Origin of the sequence: Aeromonas sp. 84A (genome assembly GCF_051919345.1) — a bacterium.
GTDB classification, from domain to species: Bacteria; Pseudomonadota; Gammaproteobacteria; order Enterobacterales; family Aeromonadaceae; genus Aeromonas; species Aeromonas veronii.
The window spans coordinates 407,363-426,115 of the sequence record NZ_JBQBEW010000001.1 but is presented as its reverse complement, the minus strand read 5'-3'; the positions used below and the strand labels follow the sequence as shown (position 1 = coordinate 426,115).

The window sequence follows — 18,753 nt, the reverse complement described above, 5'->3', positions numbered from 1 at the left end:
AGCAGTTAAACTAAAAAACACCACATCCAGACCGCAAGGACGCCATGTCAGGACTCTTCTCCAAGACCGCCAGGGCCGTAGGCCGCAACGGACTCTCATATCGCCTGCTCTCCTACATTCTGGTCTGCAGTACCGTATTGGCGATGATCATTACGGCGCTGCAACTCGCCTGGGATTACCGCAAGGATGTTGCCGTCATCGAAGACAGCATCGGCCAGATCGAGGCCTCGTTCCTGCAACCCATCGCCGCCAGCTTGTGGAACCTGGATGAAGAGCAGGTCAAAGTGCAAATTGAAGGGATCATGAACCTGCCCAACATGCAGTTCGTGATGGTCAAGGAGATGCTCGGCAACTCCGAAGTCCCGCTGCTGACCCAGGGGGTCGAGCGGGAGAGCTATGATATCTCCCGCGAATTCAACCTCACCTATCAGGGTGAAATCGTCGGCAAGCTGTTCGTTGCCGCCTCTCTCGAGCAGATCTACCAGCGCCTCATCGAAAAATCGGTGCTGATCATGGTCAGCCAGACCATCAAGACCCTGGTGGTCTCATTTTGCATCCTGATCATCATTTATTATCTTGTAGTCAGGCACATCAACCGCATCGCCAACTACGCCCAGAAGTTCAACCTCGATCGGCTCGACATGGCTTTGGAGCTGGAAGGCCGCCCGCAGCCACGCAAGAAACCCGATGAGCTGGATACCCTGGTCTCCACCCTCAACCAGATGCGTACCCGGCTGCGTGACGAGCTGGTTGCCCGCCATCAGGCGGTCGAACAGCTGCAAAAGGAGCGGGACTTCTCCGCCACCCTGATCAACTCCGCCAACATGGTCATCTGCTGCATGGAACCGGATTTGACCATCGCCAGCATCAACCCGGCAGCCATACTGCTGACCGGCTACCACCAGCAAGAATTGTTGCAGCACAACTGGCTGGATCTCTTTGTCAGCCCGGCGCAACGGGAAGAGCTGAACGATATTCTGGCGGCGGAAGGTTCACTGGCTGACAAAGAGGTCATCATGCATGACCAGCAGGCCCATGAGCTGGTACTGCAATGGACCTTCGTCCCCTTCTACGATGGCCCCAACCTCAAGTACCAGATCGGCTTCGGCTACGACATCACCCAGCTGAAAAAGGTCGAGCGGGAGATAATCCAGCTCAACGAACAGCTGGAAGGCAAGGTGGTGGAGCGTACCGCAGCCTGAGCGAAGCCAACAACCAGCTCGGCAAGGCGTACGACGACCTGAAACAGGCCCAGCAGACCCTTGTGGAGTCCGAGAAGATGGCCTCCCTCGGCTCGCTGGTGGCCGGGGTGGCACACGAGATCAACACTCCGATCGGCATCAGCGTGACCGCCTCCTCCTACCTGCAGGAGCGGGTCGCCGACTTCAAGTCCCATATCGACTCCAAGCAGCTGTCGCGCTCCTATCTCAACGAGTTCACCATCAACCTCGACGAGTCGATGCAACTGCTGCAGAGCAACCTGCGGCGCGCCTCCGAGCTGATCGCCAGCTTCAAACAGGTGGCTGTCGACCAGTCATCGGAAGCACGCTACAACTTCAGCCTCGCCGACAACCTCCATCAGGTGGTGGTCTCGCTTGGCCACAAACTGAAGAAGAGCCAGTGCGAAGTGGATATCCAGTGCGATCCCAAGCTGTCAATCTTCTCCTTCCCGGGCAGCTTTACCCAGATCTACTCGAACCTGATCCTCAACTCCATCAACCACGGGTTCGACAGCTGGGACAAACCGAAGAAGATCACCATCAAGGTGGAACAGCAGGGAGAGGAGCTGTTTATCGACTATTCGGACAACGGCCGCGGCATCCCGCCCGAAATCTTGCCGCGCATCTTCGATCCCTTCGTCACCTCCAAGCGGGGTCAGGGGGGCAGCGGTCTGGGCACTCACATCATCTACAACCTGGTAGTACAACTGCTAAAAGGCCGTATCAGCTGTGCCAGCGAACCGGGCCAGGGCGCCCAGTTCCATATTCGCCTGCCGATCCAACATAACTGAGCGCTGGCTCTTGTGAGCCAGCCGCTTTATCCCCATCATGCTGTGATTGCATTCTTAATGAGCGGAGAACCTCGCAATGGCACAGCATTTTGACTATATCGCCATCGGCGGCGGCAGCGGCGGTATCGCCTCTGCCAACCGTGCTGCCATGTACGGTAAGAAAGTTGCCCTGATTGAAGCCAAAGAGTTGGGTGGAACCTGCGTCAACGTAGGCTGCGTACCGAAGAAGGCCATGTGGTATGCAGGCCAGATCGCCGATGCCCTGAAATATGGTGCCGACTACGGCTTTGACACCACCCTCAACCACTTCAACTGGGCCAAGCTGGTCGAGTCCCGCCAGGCCTACATCGGCCGCATTCACCAGTCCTATCAGAACGTGCTGGGCAAGAACCAGATCACCGTCATCAAGGGCTTCGCCCGCTTCGTCAGCAGCAACACCATCGAGGTTAATGGCGAGCACTACACGGCTGATCACATCCTGATCGCCACCGGTGGCCGCCCGGAAATTCCGGCGATCCCGGGTGCCGAGCTGGGTATCGACTCCGACGGTTTCTTTGACCTGCAAAGCCAACCCAAGCGGGTTGCCGTAGTGGGTGCGGGCTACATCGCAGTCGAGATCGCAGGGGTGATGCAGGCGCTCGGCTCCGAGACCCATCTGGTGGTGCGCAAGCACGCGCCGCTGCGCAACTTCGACCCCATGATCCACGAGACATTGGTCGAAATCATGGCGCAGGAAGGGCCCAAGCTGCACACCCACGCCATTCCCAAAGCCGTGCTCAAAAACGCTGACAACAGCCTGACCCTGCAACTGGAAGATGGTCGCCACCTCACCGTCGACTGCCTGATCTGGGCCATCGGCCGGGTACCGGCTACCGACAACCTGAATCTGGCCGCCGCAGGCATCGCGCTGGACGAGAAGGGCTTTATCCCGACCGACAAGTTCCAGAACACCGCCGTCGCCAACATCTATGCAGTGGGTGACAACACCGGTCGCATCCAGCTCACCCCGGTGGCCGTCGCTGCGGGCCGTCGCCTCTCCGAACGGCTGTTCAACAACAAGCCGAACGAGCACCTCAACTACGATCTGGTGCCGACCGTGGTGTTCAGCCACCCGCCCATCGGCACCATAGGCCTGACCGAACCTGAAGCCATCGCCGAATACGGCGAGGACCAGGTGAAGGTCTACCGCAGCCAGTTCACCGCCATGTACTCGGCGCTGACCCAGCATCGCCAGCCCACCCGGATGAAGCTGGTCTGCGTCGGCCCGGAAGAGAAGGTGGTCGGTTTGCACGGTATCGGCTTTGCGATGGACGAGATCCTGCAAGGTTTCGGCGTCGCCATGAAGATGGGTGCCACCAAGGCTGATTTCGACAACTGCGTGGCTATCCATCCGACCAGTGCTGAAGAGTTCGTGACAATGCGATAAGCACGTTTGAAGCAGGCCTGTCATTATCAGGCCAACTTCAACAACTGCGTTCCCATGCCTCATCCCACCAGCGCTGAAGAGTTCGTGACAATGCGATAGGTACGTTTGAAGTTGACCTTTCACGAGGAGCCGGCTTCGACAACCATCTAACCCCTTCTCCCAAACCCGGCTCAGGCCGGGTTTTTTGATCCCTCCTCGCCATTTCTCTCGCAAATCCGTCGTTCTTTACGCCGATTTTACGCCTGCCACATGGCGCTTTATGGCGCCTTTACGCCTGTTTTACATACCCTTTTCAGCGTCAATGACACCAACAGAGCCGATATGGTCTTACATCGGCTCTCGCAGCTAATTATCTCAATGGAGTCGATATGAATTGGCTATATCTGCTGCTCGTCCTCGCCTTGATGGCCTATCTGATGCGCGCACTCACGCGCAGTCACGAGTGAGGGACTACCTATATGCAGCAAGAAATTATCTACCCGGTGGCCAGCAAACTGCCGAGCCTCGTGAGCAATCCAATGCGTGCCCTGACGCACCGTGACCACGAGTGAGGAACTAGAACATGTGGCAAGAAATAATCTATCCGGTGGCCTTCGTGCTGCTGGTTCTGCTGCCGGCACCGCTGCTGGGCAACTACATCTACCGGGTATTTGAAGGCAAAATCCGCTGGTTGGCACCGGTCGAGCGCGCCACGCTGGCTTGCTGTGGCACCGATGGACGGGAGCAGGACTGGAAGTCCTACGCCCTCAGCCTGCTGGCCTTCAACGGCGCCGGTTTCGGTCTGCTGTTCCTGATCCTGATGGCGCAGGGGTTGCTGCCCCTCAACCCGCAACAACTGCCGGGTCTGAGCTGGCAACTGGCATTCAACACCGCGGTCAGCTTTATGACCAACACCAACTGGCAAGCCTATTCCGGTGAGGCCAGCCTCTCCTACTTCAGCCAGATGGTTGGGCTGACCACCCAGAACTTCGTCTCCGCAGGGACGGGCGCCGCCGTCGCCATTGCCCTGTTCCGCGGCATCGCCCGCCAGCAGACCATCAACCTTGGCAACTTCTGGCAGGATCTGGTGCGTTTCTGCCTCTATGTGCTGCTGCCCATCGCGCTGATCATGGCGCTGGTGCTGGTATGGCAAGGGGTGCCGCAAAGCCTCTCCGCCTATCTGCCGTTCCACGGTGTGGAAGGTCAGGAGCAACTGCTGCCCCTCGGCCCGGCAGCCTCGCAGATCGCCATCAAGCAGCTTGGCTCCAACGGCGGCGGCTTCTTCGGCATCAACTCGGCACATCCGTTCGAGAATCCGACCGCCCTCTCCAACTGGCTGGAGATGGTCGCCCTGCTCACCATCGCCGCCGCCATGGTCTTTACTCTGGGCCGCTATGTGAAGGACATGGCCCACAGCCGCGCCATTCTCGGTGCCATGACCCTCATGCTGGTGCTGGGGCTCTTCATCTCCCTCTCCCAGGAGCTGAAACCGGATTACGCCCTCGCCCACCTCACCACTGACGCCAGCAACATGACTGGCAACTGGGAAGGCAAGGAGAGCCGCTTCGGCCCTGTGCTCTCCAGCATCTGGGAAGTGGCAACCACTGCAGCCTCCAACGGTGCCGTCAACGCCATGCACGACAGCTTTACTCCGCTCGGCGGCATGGTGGGCATGATCAACATGCTGCTGGGTGAGGTCATCTTCGGCGGGGTCGGCTCCGGTATCTACGGCATGATGCTGTTTGTGCTTCTGACCGTGTTCCTGTGCGGCCTGATGGTGGGACGTACCCCGACCTATCTGGGTAAACGACTCGGCATCACCGAGATGAAGTGGGTGGTCGCCAGCATGCTGGTCATGCCGGTGGGTGTTTTGGTGATCGGTGGTGTCACCCTACTGATGCCGGATGCCAGCACCATCATCGGCCATGATGGCCCGCACGGTCTGTCGCGCCTCATCTATGCCTACGCCTCGGCTGCCGGCAACAACGGCTCCGCCTTCGCCGGTTTTGCCGCCGGTGACAACTGGCAGTGCATCGCCATCGGTCTGGTCATGCTGCTCGGTCGCTTCGGCTACATCATTCCGGTACTGGCCATCGCCGGTCAGCTGGCCCGTGCGCCCCGTCAGGAGACGAGCGAAGGGGACTTCCCCATCAGCGGCCCGCTGTTCGTTACCCTGCTGATCATCACCGTCCTGCTGATAGGTGGCCTCTCCTTCCTTCCGGTGCTGGCACTGGGCCCGGTGGCCGAACATCTGAGTCTGATCGGAGGAGCATTCTGATGAACCTGACCCTGTCGATCACCATCCGGATGCCAATGGCCAACTATCTGATGCTGGGAGCTTTCCAATGAGCAAGTCCACTGCAATGAGCACCGACACCATGTTGGTGAAGGGCAAAAAACAGAAATCACAGATCATCCAGGCAATGGTTGAGGCCCTCTATCGCTTCAATCCCAAGGCGCTGTTTGGCAGCCCCATCCTGTTCACCCTCTGGCTGGCCGCAGTCATGGCGACGGTGGAGTCCCTGCTGGGGCAGCCTTTCTCCGGCGTTGCTCCCTCACTGGCCTGGCAGCTGACCGCCTGGCTCTGGCTCACCCTCTGGTTTGCCAACTTCGCGGAAACCCTGGCCGAGGGACGCGGCAAGGCCCGCGCCGACAGCCTGAAGGCGGGCATGAGCCAGCTCAAGGCCCGTCGTGTGGCGAATGCCAAAGATGGTCAGGGCGAATGGGTACCCGCCACCAGCCTGATGAAGGGGGACCTGGTGCTGGTACGCAGCGGCGAGATGATCCCGGCCGACGGTGAAGTGATCGCCGGTATCGCCTCGGTCAACGAGGCCGCCATCACCGGCGAATCCGCCCCCGTCATCCGCGAGTCGGGCACCGACCGCAGCGGCGTGACCGGCAACACGACGGTCGTCTCCGACGAGATCTGGGTGCGCGTCAGCAACAATCCGGGCGAAAGTACGCTGGATCGGATGATCGCACTGGTGGAAGGGGCCAAGCGCCAAAAGACCCCCAACGAGATGGCGCTCGACGCCCTGCTGGTGGGCCTGACCCTGATCTTCCTGCTGGTGGTCGCCACCCTGCCCTGGTTCCTCGACTACAACGGCACCCAGGTCCCGCGTCTCTACCTGATCGCTCTCTTTATCACCCTGATCCCGACCACCATCGGCGGCCTGCTCTCCGCCATCGGCATTGCCGGTATGGATCGACTGGTGAAGCTGAACGTCATCGCCAAGTCTGGCCGTGCCGTGGAAGCGGCCGGTGACGTGCGCACCCTGCTGTTGGACAAGACCGGCACCATCACCTTCGGCAACCGGATGGCCGACGAGTTGATCCCGGCACCGGGTGTCGACCCCGCCCTGCTGGCACAAGCGGCCATGCTGGCCTCGCTGGGTGACAACACTCCGGAGGGCAAATCCATCCTGACTCTGGCCAGCAAGAGCATGGCCAAGCCGAGCCAGCTGGAGAGCGACAAGGTGATCCCCTTCAGCGCCGAGACTCGCCTGAGCGGACTGGATCGCAACGGTCATCAATATCGCAAGGGTGCGGTGGATGCCGTGTTGAACTACCTCAGCCTCGACCGCAAGGCGGTGCCTGAGCTGGTGCTCAAGTCGGTCGACAGCATCGCCCGTCAGGGGGGTACTCCGCTGCTGGTCTGCACTCAGGAGAAACTGCTGGGGGTGGTCTACCTCAAGGACATCATCAAGCCCGGTATCAAGGCTCGCTTCCAGATCCTGCGCCACATGGGGATCCGTACCGTGATGATCACCGGTGACAACCCGAAAACCGCCGCCGCCATCGCCGCCGAAGCCGGGGTGGATGACTTCATCGCCGAAGCGACGCCGGAGAAGAAGCTCGCCTATATCCGGCAGGAGCAGGCCGATGGCCGTCTGGTCGCCATGTGCGGTGACGGCGCCAACGATGCGCCCGCACTGGCGCAGGCTGACGTGGGTCTGGCCATGAACGAGGGCACCCAGGCCGCCAAGGAGGCGGGCAATCTGGTGGATCTCGACTCCAACCCCACCAAGCTGCTGGATGTGGTGCTGGTCGGCAAACAGCTGCTGGTGACCCGTGGCGCCCTGACCACCTTCTCCATCGCCAACGACGTGGCCAAGTACTTCGCCATCCTGCCAGCCCTGTTCATCGCCGCCTACCCGCAACTGGGGGCACTGAACCTGATGCAGCTGGGCAGCCCGCAGAGCGCCATCCTGTCGGCCATCATCTTCAACGCCCTGATCATTGTGGCGCTGGTGCCGCTGGCACTGCGTGGTGTCGACCTGAAAGGCTCGGCCGCCAGCCTGCTGCGCCGGAACCTGCTGATCTACGGTGTCGGCGGCCTGCTGGTGCCGTTTATCGGCATCAAACTGATCGACCTGGTCATCACCGGCCTGGGTCTGGTGTAACGACATAACCGGGATGCGGGTCAGATCCGCATCCCCAGCCATCCTTTGGAGCAAGAGAATCATGATAGCAATCAGAACCCTGTTGACCCTGACCCTGCTGCTGGGAGTGGGTTATCCACTGGCCGTCACCGGGCTGGCCCAACTGCTGTTCCCCTGGCAGGCCAACGGCAGCCAGCTGACCGACAGCAAACAACAGCTCATCGGCAGCGCCCTGCTGGGGCAGAAATTCGAGCGGGCTGACTACTTCCATCCCCGTCCCTCCGCCAGCGATTTCAACACCATTGGCGGCAGCGCCAGCAATCTGGGGATGAGCTCACCGCTGCGGGCAGAGTTTGCCGAACAGGTGGCCAAGGCACAGCTGGGAACCCGCTCCCCCGCCATGCTGACCCGCTCCGCCTCCGGCCTCGATCCCCACCTGCCGCTGGATGCGGTGCTGGCTCAGGTGGACCGCGTCGCCAAAGAACGTGGACTGGATCCCGCCCAACTGACGGAGCAGGTCAAGTCGGCCACACAAGCTGGTATCCTTGGCCCGCAGGTGGTCAACATTCTCCAGCTGAATCTGCAACTGGATCATCAAAAGGGCGCCTGATGGTGCCCATTCCGGTTTGGTGATGACCTCGATTTTCGCAACGGGCGGTTGGCTCGATAGGGATAACAATGGCTGATGTAGCAAGCGCCGACGCCCTGCTGGCGATTCTGATGCAGGAGCATGGGGATGCGTGATGAGGTAAGGGCCGACGCCCTGCTGGCGAGCCTGGAACAGGAGCACAAGGGCAAGCTGAAGGTGTTTCTCGGCGCCGCTCCCGGCGTGGGCAAGACCTACGCCATGCTGCAGGCTGTGCGGGAACAGGCCAAAGAGGAGGTCGACATCCTGATCGGCGTGGTGGAGACCCACGGCCGGCAGGAGACCCTGGCCCTGCTCGACAAGCTCGCCATCATGCCGCGCAAGATCCACATGCACCGCCAGCAGCGACTGGAGGAGATGGATCTCGACGGCCTGCTGGCGCGCAAACCGGCCATCGCCGTGGTGGACGAGCTGGCCCACAGCAACGCCCCCGGCAGCCGCCATGAGAAGCGCTGGCAGGATGTGGAGGAGCTGCTCAACGCCGGTATCGACGTCTACAGCACCCTCAACGTCCAGCATCTGGAGAGCCTCAACGATCTGGTGTGGCAGCTCACCGGGGTCAGGGTCAAAGAGACCCTGCCCGATCAGGTTCTGCTCGATGCAGACAGCATTATCCTTATCGACCTCCCCCCCAAGGAGCTGCTCGGCCGCCTGCGCGAGGGGAAGGTCTATGTCCCTCATCAGGCCAAAGCAGCCCTGCAATCATTCTTCTCCCTCAACAACCTCACCGCATTGCGGGAGCTGGCGATGCAGACCGCAGCCAGCCATGTGGAGGGCGATCTGCAACTGCAATGGCAGGCGGCGGGCAAGACCACATTGCCGCTGCGGGGCAAGCTGATGGTCTGCCTCGGCAACCAGCACGGGGCTGCGCTGGTGCGCTATGGCCACCGCTTTGCCCAGCGTCGCCAGCTGCCCTGGCTGGTGGTGCACGTGGACAGCAATGGCCACAGCTCGGCCGATGTGGAGCAGGCGCTGGCGCTCGCCTCCCAGCTGGGAGCCAAGGTGCTGACCCTCTCCAGTCCGGCGGTCGCCAATACCCTGCTGGAGACTGCCGAGCAGCAGCAGGTCTCCCAGCTGCTGCTTGGCAAACCCCACAAGGCACCGTGGCGTCGCTCGCTGGTGCAGCACTTGCTCAAGCAGGCACAGGGGCTGGAGATCACCCTGGTCGATACCGAGAAGCAAAAACACAGAGTGGGGATGCGCTCCCCGACGCCGAAGGATATTCACCACAGCCTGCTGGCGGTGGCCATCATGGGGATCACCTCGGCCATTGCATGGGGACTCTCCTACTGGCTGCCCCCCGCAGCGTTGCCGCTCATCTTCGTGCTGGGGGTGCTGGCGACTGCCCTTACCACCAGTCTGGTGCCCGCCACGCTGGCGGCCGTGCTGGGCTTTATCGCCCACAATCTGCTCTTTACCGCCCCCTACTTCTCCCTGAGCGTCGCCAACCACAGCGACCTGCTCACCCTGTTCGTGCTGCTTATCGTCGGCATGACCGCGGGACGCCTCGCCTCCCGCCAGCGCCAGCAGCTGATCGGCCTGCGCGAGACCCAGCAGCTGGGCAATGCCCTGCTCTCCCTCAGTCAGGGGCTGGCGACCGCCAATAGCCCGGAGGAGGTGCTCAGACAAGGGGCACAAGCGATCTCGCTGGCGCTTGGCCAGCCGACCGTAGTGATCGACAAGGATTTTCACGACCGCCTCGGCAACGAGAAGCACAGACCCGGCCAGACCGACAAGGCGGCCATCGACTGGTGTCTGGCCCAGAAGCAGAGCGCCGGTGCCCACACCGCCACCCTCAATGCCGCCGAGGCCCAGTATCACCACCTCAGCGATGATCTGGTGATTGGCATAACGCTGGCCAATCCGCTCTCCTCCTCTGCCGAGCATCAGCTGCAGGCGCTGCTCACCGACATTCGCGCCGCGCTGGCGCGGATCGACCTCAACGAGCGGCTGGCTGACAGCCAGCTGCAGGCGGAAACAGATCGAATGCGGGCCGCCCTGCTCTCCTCGGTCTCCCACGACTTGAAGACACCGCTGGCCACCATCATGGGGGCCGGCAGCACCCTGCTGGAATATGGTGACCGGATCCCGCCGGATGATCGCAACGAACTGCTCCACTCGGTACAGGACGAGGCGCGCCGCCTGCACAGCTATGTACAGAACCTGCTGGATATGACCCGTATCGGCTCCCCCGACTTCCAGTTGAAGCGGGACTGGGTCGACCTGACCGATCTGGTGGAGAGCGCCCGCAAGCGGCTCGACTCCTCCTGGCGCCAGCACAAGCTGCTGGTACACATCGATCAGCATGTGCCACAGCTCTATGTCCATGGCGCCCTGATCGAGCAGGTGCTGGTCAACATCCTCGATAACGCCTCCCGCTACTCGCCGGCAGGCACCCCCATCGAGTTCAAGGTGATGGTGGCCGAACCCGATCTCATCATCGATATCATCGATATCGGGGTCGGTATCGCCGAGTCGGATCGGGAGAAGATCTTCAACCTCTTCTACACCCAGCCGGTGGGCGATTGCGGCAGCCGTGGCACCGGGCTTGGCCTCGCCATTTCCCGCGCTATGATAGAGGCCCACGGCGGCAAAATTTGGGCCTTCTCCGGCCCCAATGGCAACGGCACCTGCATGCGCATATCCCTGCCGCTCGCGCTCAATTCACCGGAGGTTTGATGGCGCACATTCTGGTCATAGATGATGAAGCGGCGATCCGTCGCTTTCTGCGGATCAGCCTGATTGCCGAAGGGCATCAGGTAAGCGAAGCGGTCAGCGTCACCGAGGGGCTGGAGCAGTATCGCCACCTCAACCCCGATCTGGTGATCCTCGATCTCGGTCTGCCGGATGGCGATGGCATTCAGGTATTGCAGGCCATTCGCGAACACCACCCCAACCCGGTGCTGGTGTTGTCGGCCCGTGACTCGGAGCAGGAGAAGGTGCGCTTGCTGGATGCTGGTGCCAACGACTACATGAGCAAGCCGTTTGGCATCGGCGAGATGATGGCCCGCATTCGCGTACTCTTGCGCCAGCGGGCTGGCGTCAGCAGTGGCGAGCGGCGCCACTTCCCCCAATGCGGCCTGACGCTGGATATCAGCAGCCACAAGGTGACCATGAAGGAGGAGGAGATCCCCCTCTCCCGCAAGGAGTTCGCCCTGCTGCAGGCGCTGGTGTGCCACCCCGGCAAGCTGGTGATGCAGACCCAGCTGCTCAACGACATCTGGGGGCCAAGCCACAAGGAGGACACCCACTACCTGCGCATCGTTATCGCCAGCCTGCGCAAAAAACTGGGGGATAACCCCCAGCAACCGACGCTTATCGAGACCGAATCAGGTATTGGCTACCGCTTTATCGGCAACTGACGTTTCACGTGGAACGACGCCCGCTGCAAATCAGTGCCAGCAGACCGCAGCCACTGAGCAACAGGCCGAGATCCTGCAATCCGGCCGCCACCGCCAATCCCAGACTGAACAGCAGGTAGTAGCCAAGCCCGAACAGAGCGCCTGCACTGCCTGCTACCTCGCGATAGGCCAACAGTGCCTGACTCAGCACGTTGGGGATCGCCAGTCCGAAGGCCACCACGATTCCCATCATGGGCAGCAGGAACCAGAGGCTGGCCTGAGTCGTCCAGACCAGCAGCCCGGCAACCAGTGCCAAAACGCAAGCCAGTCTGATCAGAGAGGACGGCAGCCACCCCCTCCCCAGCAGATGCTTGTTGAGCAGGCTGCCAAGTAGGGTCGCCAGTGCCAGCAAGATCCCCGAGTAACCAAACTCTCCGGTGCTCAATCCCAATCCGGCAAACAGGAACGGCGCCAGACTGTAGTAACCAAACAGCATGGTGTTGAACAGGGCGACCAGCATGGCACTGCGCCAGAGCCCGCCATCCTTCATCATCCGGCACGCCAGCGGCCAGAGTGCGACTTGCCGGGTGGTGGCCGGACGGGTTTCCGGCAGTTGCCAGCAGGCCACCAGCAGCAAGCCTACAGCCAGTATCAGCAGACCGCTGAATACCCCGAGATAGCCGAACCGGCTCGCCAGCTGCCCGCCACTGAGCAGCCCCAGCACCGGGCTGAGTGAGAGCGCTATGCCCATCACCGAGAAGACCCGCGCCAGATCGCTGCCCTGATAACTGTCGCGCAGCATGGTCTGGGTCACCACGGATCCCACGGCTGCGCCGAAGGCCGAGATGACCCGGGCCAGCAGCAGGGTTTCAAACTGGTTGGCCAGCAGCGCCAGCAGGGTGCCGACGCCATAGGTGAGCAGACCCGCCAGCATGGCGGGACGGCGCCCGATCAGATCGCAGAGCCGTCCCCAGCAGACCACGCCCACCGCAAACGCCAGAAAATAGACCGACAGGGTCTGGGATGCCTGCCCCTCGCTCACCTGAAACTGGCTGGCGATGTGGGTCAGTACCGGGCTGTAGATGGTCTCCACAATCTGGGGAAACATCATCAATCCCACCACCAGCCAGAGCGGTGGCAACTTGTTGTTCATGACAAACCTCCTTCACAAGAGGTCGCCATTCTAGAGAGATGCCGACTGTCTGATTACAATAATCAGGACTATAAACATCAAAAATCGGACATATGGCCTTTATTCTTCCCGATCACCCTTTTGACCCCGACCAGCTGACGGGCAGCGTGATCGGCATCGCCTCCGCCCTCGGCTGGCACGACTCGGGCCTGCATCAACATCAACGCCATCAGCTGCTGTTCGCCCAATCCGGCTGCATGACCATGGAGCTGGAAGGTCGGGTCTGCCTGCTGCCACCCACCCGCGCCGCCTGGCTGCCAGCGGGCACCGCCCACAGGATCTTGATGCGCGGTGTGGTGGCCTACCGCTCTCTCTACTTCCAGCCGCACCCCGAGTTGCCCGGCACGGTAGAGGTGTTGGCGGTCAATCCGCTGCTGCACGAACTGATCGAACGGATGGCGCTCTGGCCGTGGGACAAACCGCAAGAGCAGCAACAACGGACGGTGGCTCTGTTTATGGAGGAGTTGGGGCAGGCGCCGCGGGAGTCGTGGCAGTTGCCGCTGCCAACCGATCCCAGACTGGGCGGCTGGCTACAGCAGTTGAAACGGGGAGATGCCCTGCCCGATCGGCTCAACCGGCTGGCCGAACGGGTGGGTGCCAGTGACAAGACCATTGGCCGCATCTTTATGCGGGAGACCGGCATGAGCTATCAGGCGTGGCGCCAGCAGTGGCGGCTGTTGCGCGCCATGGAGCTGCTGGCAGAAAGCGAGTCCATCAGCCGGATTGCCGCTGCGCTGGAGTTCTCCAGCGACAGCGCCTTTATCAGCTTCTTCAAACAACATACGGGACAGACCCCCCTGCGCTACCTCAGCTCTCGGGGTGAGTCGCCACAGCCTGGCTCGCCTCCACCACCAGGGTATCCAGCGCCAGCGGTTTGAGGTTGTGCAGCGCATCCTGCACCACGGCATGGGATGCCTGTTGCAACTCGCTCTGCACATCCTGCTCCAGCTGGGCACTCTCCAGCTCGGGCCGCGGGTTTTCGTTGGCCATCACGTTCAGGCTCAGGGCACTCACAATCAGGGTAGCGATCAGGCTTTTCATCAGGTTTGCTCCGGTATGGTTGAGATGACCAGATAGCTATTCCAATAGTTGTGCCAATCCTCATGCAATTCATAACATGATGATTTTGTTTAAATTAACTATCTTGCGATACCAAATTGAGTCGCAAAATGCATCCCGCCCAGTCATTTTTAAACCAACAGTTGGTGATTTTAACCACGCTTGATTTTTGCACCATGTTCCACGTGGAACGTCCCATCATTTTGATCGACACCCGCTTTTAAACTGAGCTATGGTGCTACATCCCCGTAACTCAAATCTGGATCTGTCACTGAATGGAATTTTCCTTGTTCGGCGAGAAGTTCACTCGCCACGCCGGCATTACCCAACTCATGGATGACCTCAATCAGGGGCTGACCAATACGGACGCCATCATGCTGGGTGGCGGCAATCCGGCCCCGATCCCCGCCATGCTGGAGCGCTTTCAGGCCGAGGCCAAAACCCTGCTCGACAACGGCGAACTGGTGAAGGCGATGGCCAACTACGATGGCCCGCAAGGCAAAGACAGGTTCACCAGGGCGCTAGCCGGACTGCTCAGCAAGGAGCTGGGCTGGGATATCTCAGCCCGCAATATCGCCCTGACCAACGGCAGCCAGAATGCCTTCTTCTACCTGTTCAACCTGCTGGCCGGTGAATTTGCTGATGGCCGCAAGAAGAAGGTGCTGTTCCCGCTCGCCCCCGAGTACATCGGCTATGCCGACTCGGCGCTGGCCGACGACTACTTCGTGGCCTACAAGCCCACCATTGAGAAGCTGCCCGATGGCCAGTTCAAATACCATGTGGACTTCGAGAGCCTGCAGGTGGGTGACGATATCGGGGTGATCTGCGTCTCCCGCCCCACCAACCCCACCGGCAACGTGCTGACCGACGAAGAGATCGAACACCTCGATCAGATCGCCCGCGACAAGGGGATCCCGCTGCTGATCGACAACGCCTACGGCGTCCCCTTCCCGGGCATCATCTTCAGCGAAGCCAAGCCGTTCTGGAATGCCAACACCATCCTCTGCATGAGCCTCTCCAAGCTGGGCTTGCCGGGCACCCGCTGTGGCATCGTCATCGCCGACGAGAAGATCATCCAGGCCATCACCAACCTGAGCGGCATCATCAATCTGGCGCCGGGCAGTCTGGGGCCCGCCATCACCATCCCGATGATCGAGAGCGGCGAGATCATCGCCCTCAGCGAACAGGTGGTGAAGCCCTTCTATCAGCAGAAGGCGGAGCTGGCGGTGCAACTGCTGCGCGAGGCGATCCCCGACCCGCGCTTCCATATCCACAAGCCGGAAGGCGCCCTCTTCCTCTGGCTCTGGTTTGAAGATTTGCCGATCCACTGTCAGGAGCTCTATGAGCGACTGAAAGCGAAGAACCTGCTGATCGTGCCGGGTCACTACTTCTTCCCCGGCATTGATGACCCCGAGTGGCGCCACAGTCAGGAGTGCATTCGCCTCAACTACTCCCAGAGCGAGGAGCTGGTGCGTCGCGGCATCGCCATTCTGGCCGACGAAATCAACACCCTCTACGCCGGCTAAGTCAGTCCGGCCACCCAAAAACAGAAAGGCCTGCAGATGCAGGCCTTTGTTGTCTATCGCGATCCGGTTTACTTAGCCGGGCAGCGCCAGCTGCTCGGGTTTGCCGATGGGGATGGCGCGGGGCTTGAGCGCCTCCGGCAGCTCGCGAGCCAGATCGATGGTCAGCAGACCATGCTCCAGCTTGGCGCCCTGCACCTCCACGTGCTGGCTCAGCTTGAAGGCGAGCTCGAAGTCACGCTCGGCAATCCCCTGATGGAGGAACTGACGCTCACCGGCCGCAGCCCCTTTGCGCCCCTTCACCTTGAGGGTGCCGTTTTCGGTCTCCAGCTCCAGCTCTTCGCGCTCGAAGCCAGCCACGGCGACCGTGATGCGATAGCCATCCTGATCGCGCTTTTCAATGTTGTACGGGGGGTAAGCGGCGGTCTTCTGCTCGAACAAACCTTCCAGCTCACGGGCCATCCGCTCGAAGCCGACAGCGTTGGAATAGAGATGAGAAAAATCGAGGTTACGCATAATCCTATCCTTCTAATAAGCAACAGGTTCAACTCTCCACAGGCCCGTCATCGGCACCCGGGAAATTTTAAAATTTCAGTGAATTCAGGCTATCAGCCGTTGATCTCAATCTTGCGCGGCTTCATCGCCTCGGGCACTTCACGCACCAGCTCGATGTGCAGCAAGCCGTTTTTCAGGTCGGCCCCTTTCACCCGCACATAGTCGGCCAACTGGAAGCGACGCTCGAAACCACGTTCGGCAATCCCCTGATAGAGATAGTTGCGCCCGGTGTCGGCCTGCTTGTTGCCCTTCACCGTCAGCAGATTTTCCTGAAAGCTCAGCTCCAGCTCTTCCTGGGTAAAGCCCGCCACCGCCATGCTGATGCGGTAGTCGTTGTCACCCAACTGCTCGATGTTGTAGGGGGGATAACCGGCATTGCCATTGCTGGCCGCAGATTCGATGAGATTGGCCAGACGATCGAAACCGATGGCAGAACGATAGAGCGGAGAAAAGTCGATAGAACGCATAGTATTACCCTCTTATGAGCGATAACGGATTGTTTGCCCTCCTTATGGACGGGCGCCTGGTCGAAACCTCTGTCGAGCGTTCCGGCCTTGTTACCTATATAGGGGCTCACTTTTTCCTTTCAAGGGGATTTTTTCAAATTTTTTAAATGGCCGCACCGACCTGTAGAACATCAACCTGTTGGCCCGATAGTGATGATAATCGACCCGTGGGCCACTGATGGCAATGCGCTCCGCACTCCATAATTGGTTGCATATCCACCAGCCAACATGGAGCCATCTCATGAAGATTACCCAGGTTCGTAACGCCACCTTGCTGCTCGACTATGCCGGCACCCGCTTTCTGATCGACCCCATGCTCTCGGCCAAAGGGGCCTTCCCCGGCTTTGAGGGCACCGCCAACAGCCAGCTGCGTAATCCGCTGGTCGAGCTGCCGCTGCCGATCGATGAGCTGGTCGATGTGGATGCCGTTATCGTCACCCACGACCATCCCGACCACTGGGATGACGCCGCCAGAGCGCTAATCCCCAAACATCTGCCGATCTTGGTACAACATCAGAAAGATGCCGATGCCATTCGTGCCAGTGGCTTTGAGGATGTACACCTGCTGAGCGACCAGCCCGAGTTTGCCGGCATTCGCCTGCAGCAGACCGGTGGCCAACACGGCAGCGACCAGTTGATGGCGGTACTGGGCGAGCGCATGGGAGAAGTGTGCGGCGTGGTCTTCTCCCACCCCGATGAGCAGTGCCTCTATCTGGCCGGTGATACCATCTGGCATCCCACGGTCGAGCAAGCCCTGCAACAGCATCAGCCTGAGGTCATCATCCTCAACTGCGGCGATGCACAGGTGCCCGGACTCGGTTCCATCATCATGGGCAAGGAGGATGTCGCCGCCGTTTATCAGGCCGCACCGCAAGCCACGCTGATCGCCAGCCATATGGAGGCGGTCAACCACGCCGTGCTGTCACGCCAGGAGCTGCGCGACTATCTGATGGACCGGGGCATGACGGATCGGGTACGGGTGCCGCAAGATGGCGAGGCGATATCGCTGTGATCCGCAGGGGGGCTATGCCAGAGATGGCCCTTCGGCTTTCACTGTCAGACGCTTATGATGAGTGGTCTGCGCACAGAGAGGAGCCAACATAATGCCCACCCCGATCGTTGCCGTGGTGACCTTCGATCACTTCAGCCCTTTTCACTGCGCCGTCCCCTGCCTCATCTTCGGCGACATCCTGCCGGGCCAGCCGCTGTTCGAGCTCATGATCTGCTGCGGTGATAGCAACCACCACTCACACTCGGCGCAAGGCTTCACCATTCAGGCGCCCCATGGGCTGGAGATGCTGGCCGAGGCGGAGATCATCGTCATCCCCTTCTGGCACGACCCGGCAGCACGGCCACCCGCTGCGTTGCTCGATGCCCTGATAGCCGCCAGAGCCAGAGGCGCCCGACTGGTCGGGCTCTGTCTTGGCACCTATGTGCTCGCCTACGCCGGACTACTTAATGGTCGCAAAGCATCGACCCACTGGGAGTACGAACAGGATTTCTGCCGCCGCTTTCCCTGCGTGCAGCTCGATACCAACGCCCTCTATGTGGATGACGATGGGCTGGTCACCTCGGCAGGTACTGCCGCCGGGCTGGACTGCTGCCTCTATCTGGTACGCCAGTACCACGGATCGGCCATCGCCAACAAGGTGGCACGGAGGCTAGTGATCCCGCCTCACCGGGAAGGGGGGCAGGCCCAGTTTATCGAGCAGCCGGTGCCCGCCTCCACCCGCGATGTCCGGATGAACCAGTTGCTCGATCACTTGCGTGCCCATTTGGCCGCCCACCATACCCTGGATTCTCTGGCGGCCCACACCCTGATGAGCCGCCGCACCTTTACCCGCCGTTTTCATCAGGCTACCGGCCTCTCGGTGGGTGAATGGCTGCTGGCGGAACGGCTCAGGCGCAGTCAGGAGCTGCTGGAGGTAAGCGGCCATTCCATCGACCGCATCGCCGAGCTGGTCGGCTTCAAGAGTGCCACCTCCCTGCGCAATCACTTCCGCGCCCGCTTTGCCATCTCCCCCAGCGAGTGGCGACGCTCTTTTCGTGGCCAGAACCCCTGATACCAAAGCACGATGTTCCACGTGGAACGAGCAACATCCTCCGCCAGAAAAACAAAAAGCCACTCACAGG

Annotated in this window: 14 protein-coding genes and 1 pseudogene; 11 read left to right on the top strand and 4 right to left on the bottom strand. The window is 60.8% G+C overall.

Annotated elements, in window-relative coordinates; translation table 11 throughout:
* Positions 1–44 precede the first annotated feature (44 nt).
* The 7 genes and pseudogenes from ACTG20_RS02015 to ACTG20_RS01985 all read left to right on the top strand — a co-directional run bounded on the left by ACTG20_RS02015 (position 45) and on the right by ACTG20_RS01985 (position 11,806).
* Positions 45–2,011, top strand: a pseudogene (locus ACTG20_RS02015) (ATP-binding protein).
* 76 nt (positions 2,012–2,087) lie between these two features.
* Positions 2,088–3,437, top strand: a complete 1,350-nt coding sequence (gene gorA / locus ACTG20_RS02010) for a glutathione-disulfide reductase (RefSeq protein WP_005339280.1) — start codon at positions 2,088–2,090, stop codon at positions 3,435–3,437.
* 562 nt (positions 3,438–3,999) lie between these two features.
* Positions 4,000–5,694 carry a potassium-transporting ATPase subunit KdpA gene (kdpA, locus tag ACTG20_RS02005; RefSeq protein ID WP_194495398.1) on the top strand — a complete coding sequence of 565 codons (1,695 nt, stop codon included), beginning with the start codon at positions 4,000–4,002 and terminating at the stop codon, positions 5,692–5,694.
* Positions 5,695–5,761: 67 nt separating this feature from the next.
* Positions 5,762–7,819, top strand: coding sequence for a potassium-transporting ATPase subunit KdpB (gene kdpB, locus ACTG20_RS02000; protein ID WP_005355771.1), 2,058 nt, complete (start codon positions 5,762–5,764; stop codon positions 7,817–7,819).
* A 61-nt stretch (positions 7,820–7,880) separates the two neighbouring features.
* Complete coding sequence (locus tag ACTG20_RS01995; protein ID WP_047439859.1) at positions 7,881–8,408, top strand: potassium-transporting ATPase subunit C; 528 nt, start codon at positions 7,881–7,883, stop codon at positions 8,406–8,408.
* 126 nt (positions 8,409–8,534) lie between these two features.
* Entirely contained in the window at positions 8,535–11,123 is a 2,589-nt protein-coding gene (locus tag ACTG20_RS01990; RefSeq protein ID WP_194495396.1) for a sensor histidine kinase, read from the top strand.
* Positions 11,123–11,806 carry a response regulator gene (locus tag ACTG20_RS01985; RefSeq protein ID WP_033115265.1) on the top strand — a complete coding sequence of 228 codons (684 nt, stop codon included), beginning with the start codon at positions 11,123–11,125 and terminating at the stop codon, positions 11,804–11,806. The genes ACTG20_RS01990 and ACTG20_RS01985 overlap by 1 nt, the downstream gene beginning before the upstream one ends.
* A gap of 4 nt (positions 11,807–11,810) precedes the next feature.
* Here ACTG20_RS01985 and ACTG20_RS01980 read toward each other — a convergent pair whose 3' ends face one another.
* Positions 11,811–12,938, bottom strand: a complete 1,128-nt coding sequence (locus tag ACTG20_RS01980) for a multidrug effflux MFS transporter (RefSeq protein WP_194495394.1) — start codon at positions 12,936–12,938, stop codon at positions 11,811–11,813.
* A 92-nt stretch (positions 12,939–13,030) separates the two neighbouring features.
* On the opposite strand from ACTG20_RS01980, the gene ACTG20_RS01975 reads away from it, so the two are divergent.
* Positions 13,031–13,855, top strand: coding sequence for an AraC family transcriptional regulator (locus ACTG20_RS01975; RefSeq protein WP_194495392.1), 825 nt, complete (start codon positions 13,031–13,033; stop codon positions 13,853–13,855).
* On the opposite strand, the gene ACTG20_RS01970 is transcribed toward ACTG20_RS01975, so the two are convergent.
* A complete protein-coding gene (locus ACTG20_RS01970; protein WP_005342304.1) occupies positions 13,785–14,018 on the bottom strand; it encodes a hypothetical protein in 234 nt (77 codons plus the stop codon). The genes ACTG20_RS01975 and ACTG20_RS01970 overlap by 71 nt on opposite strands.
* A gap of 293 nt (positions 14,019–14,311) precedes the next feature.
* Between ACTG20_RS01970 and ACTG20_RS01965 the strand changes: the two genes are divergently transcribed.
* The gene (locus tag ACTG20_RS01965) at positions 14,312–15,562 is read left to right on the top strand and encodes a valine--pyruvate transaminase (RefSeq protein ID WP_194495390.1); all 1,251 of its coding nucleotides are present in this window, start codon (positions 14,312–14,314) and stop codon (positions 15,560–15,562) included.
* A gap of 72 nt (positions 15,563–15,634) precedes the next feature.
* Here ACTG20_RS01965 and ACTG20_RS01960 read toward each other — a convergent pair whose 3' ends face one another.
* Together ACTG20_RS01960 and ACTG20_RS01955 are read right to left on the bottom strand one after the other, a co-directional pair.
* A complete protein-coding gene (locus tag ACTG20_RS01960) occupies positions 15,635–16,075 on the bottom strand; it encodes an Hsp20 family protein (RefSeq protein WP_005339297.1) in 441 nt (146 codons plus the stop codon).
* Positions 16,076–16,167: 92 nt separating this feature from the next.
* On the bottom strand, positions 16,168–16,581 hold the full coding sequence (locus ACTG20_RS01955; protein WP_005339298.1) for an Hsp20 family protein: 414 nt from the start codon (positions 16,579–16,581) through the stop codon (positions 16,168–16,170).
* Positions 16,582–16,861: 280 nt separating this feature from the next.
* Between ACTG20_RS01955 and ACTG20_RS01950 the strand changes: the two genes are divergently transcribed.
* Together ACTG20_RS01950 and ACTG20_RS01945 are read left to right on the top strand one after the other, a co-directional pair.
* Positions 16,862–17,632 (top strand): MBL fold metallo-hydrolase, encoded by a 771-nt coding sequence (locus tag ACTG20_RS01950; RefSeq protein WP_194495388.1) that lies wholly within the window; start codon positions 16,862–16,864, stop codon positions 17,630–17,632.
* Positions 17,633–17,723: 91 nt separating this feature from the next.
* Complete coding sequence (locus ACTG20_RS01945) at positions 17,724–18,683, top strand: helix-turn-helix domain-containing protein (RefSeq protein WP_194495386.1); 960 nt, start codon at positions 17,724–17,726, stop codon at positions 18,681–18,683.
* Positions 18,684–18,753 lie beyond the last annotated feature (70 nt).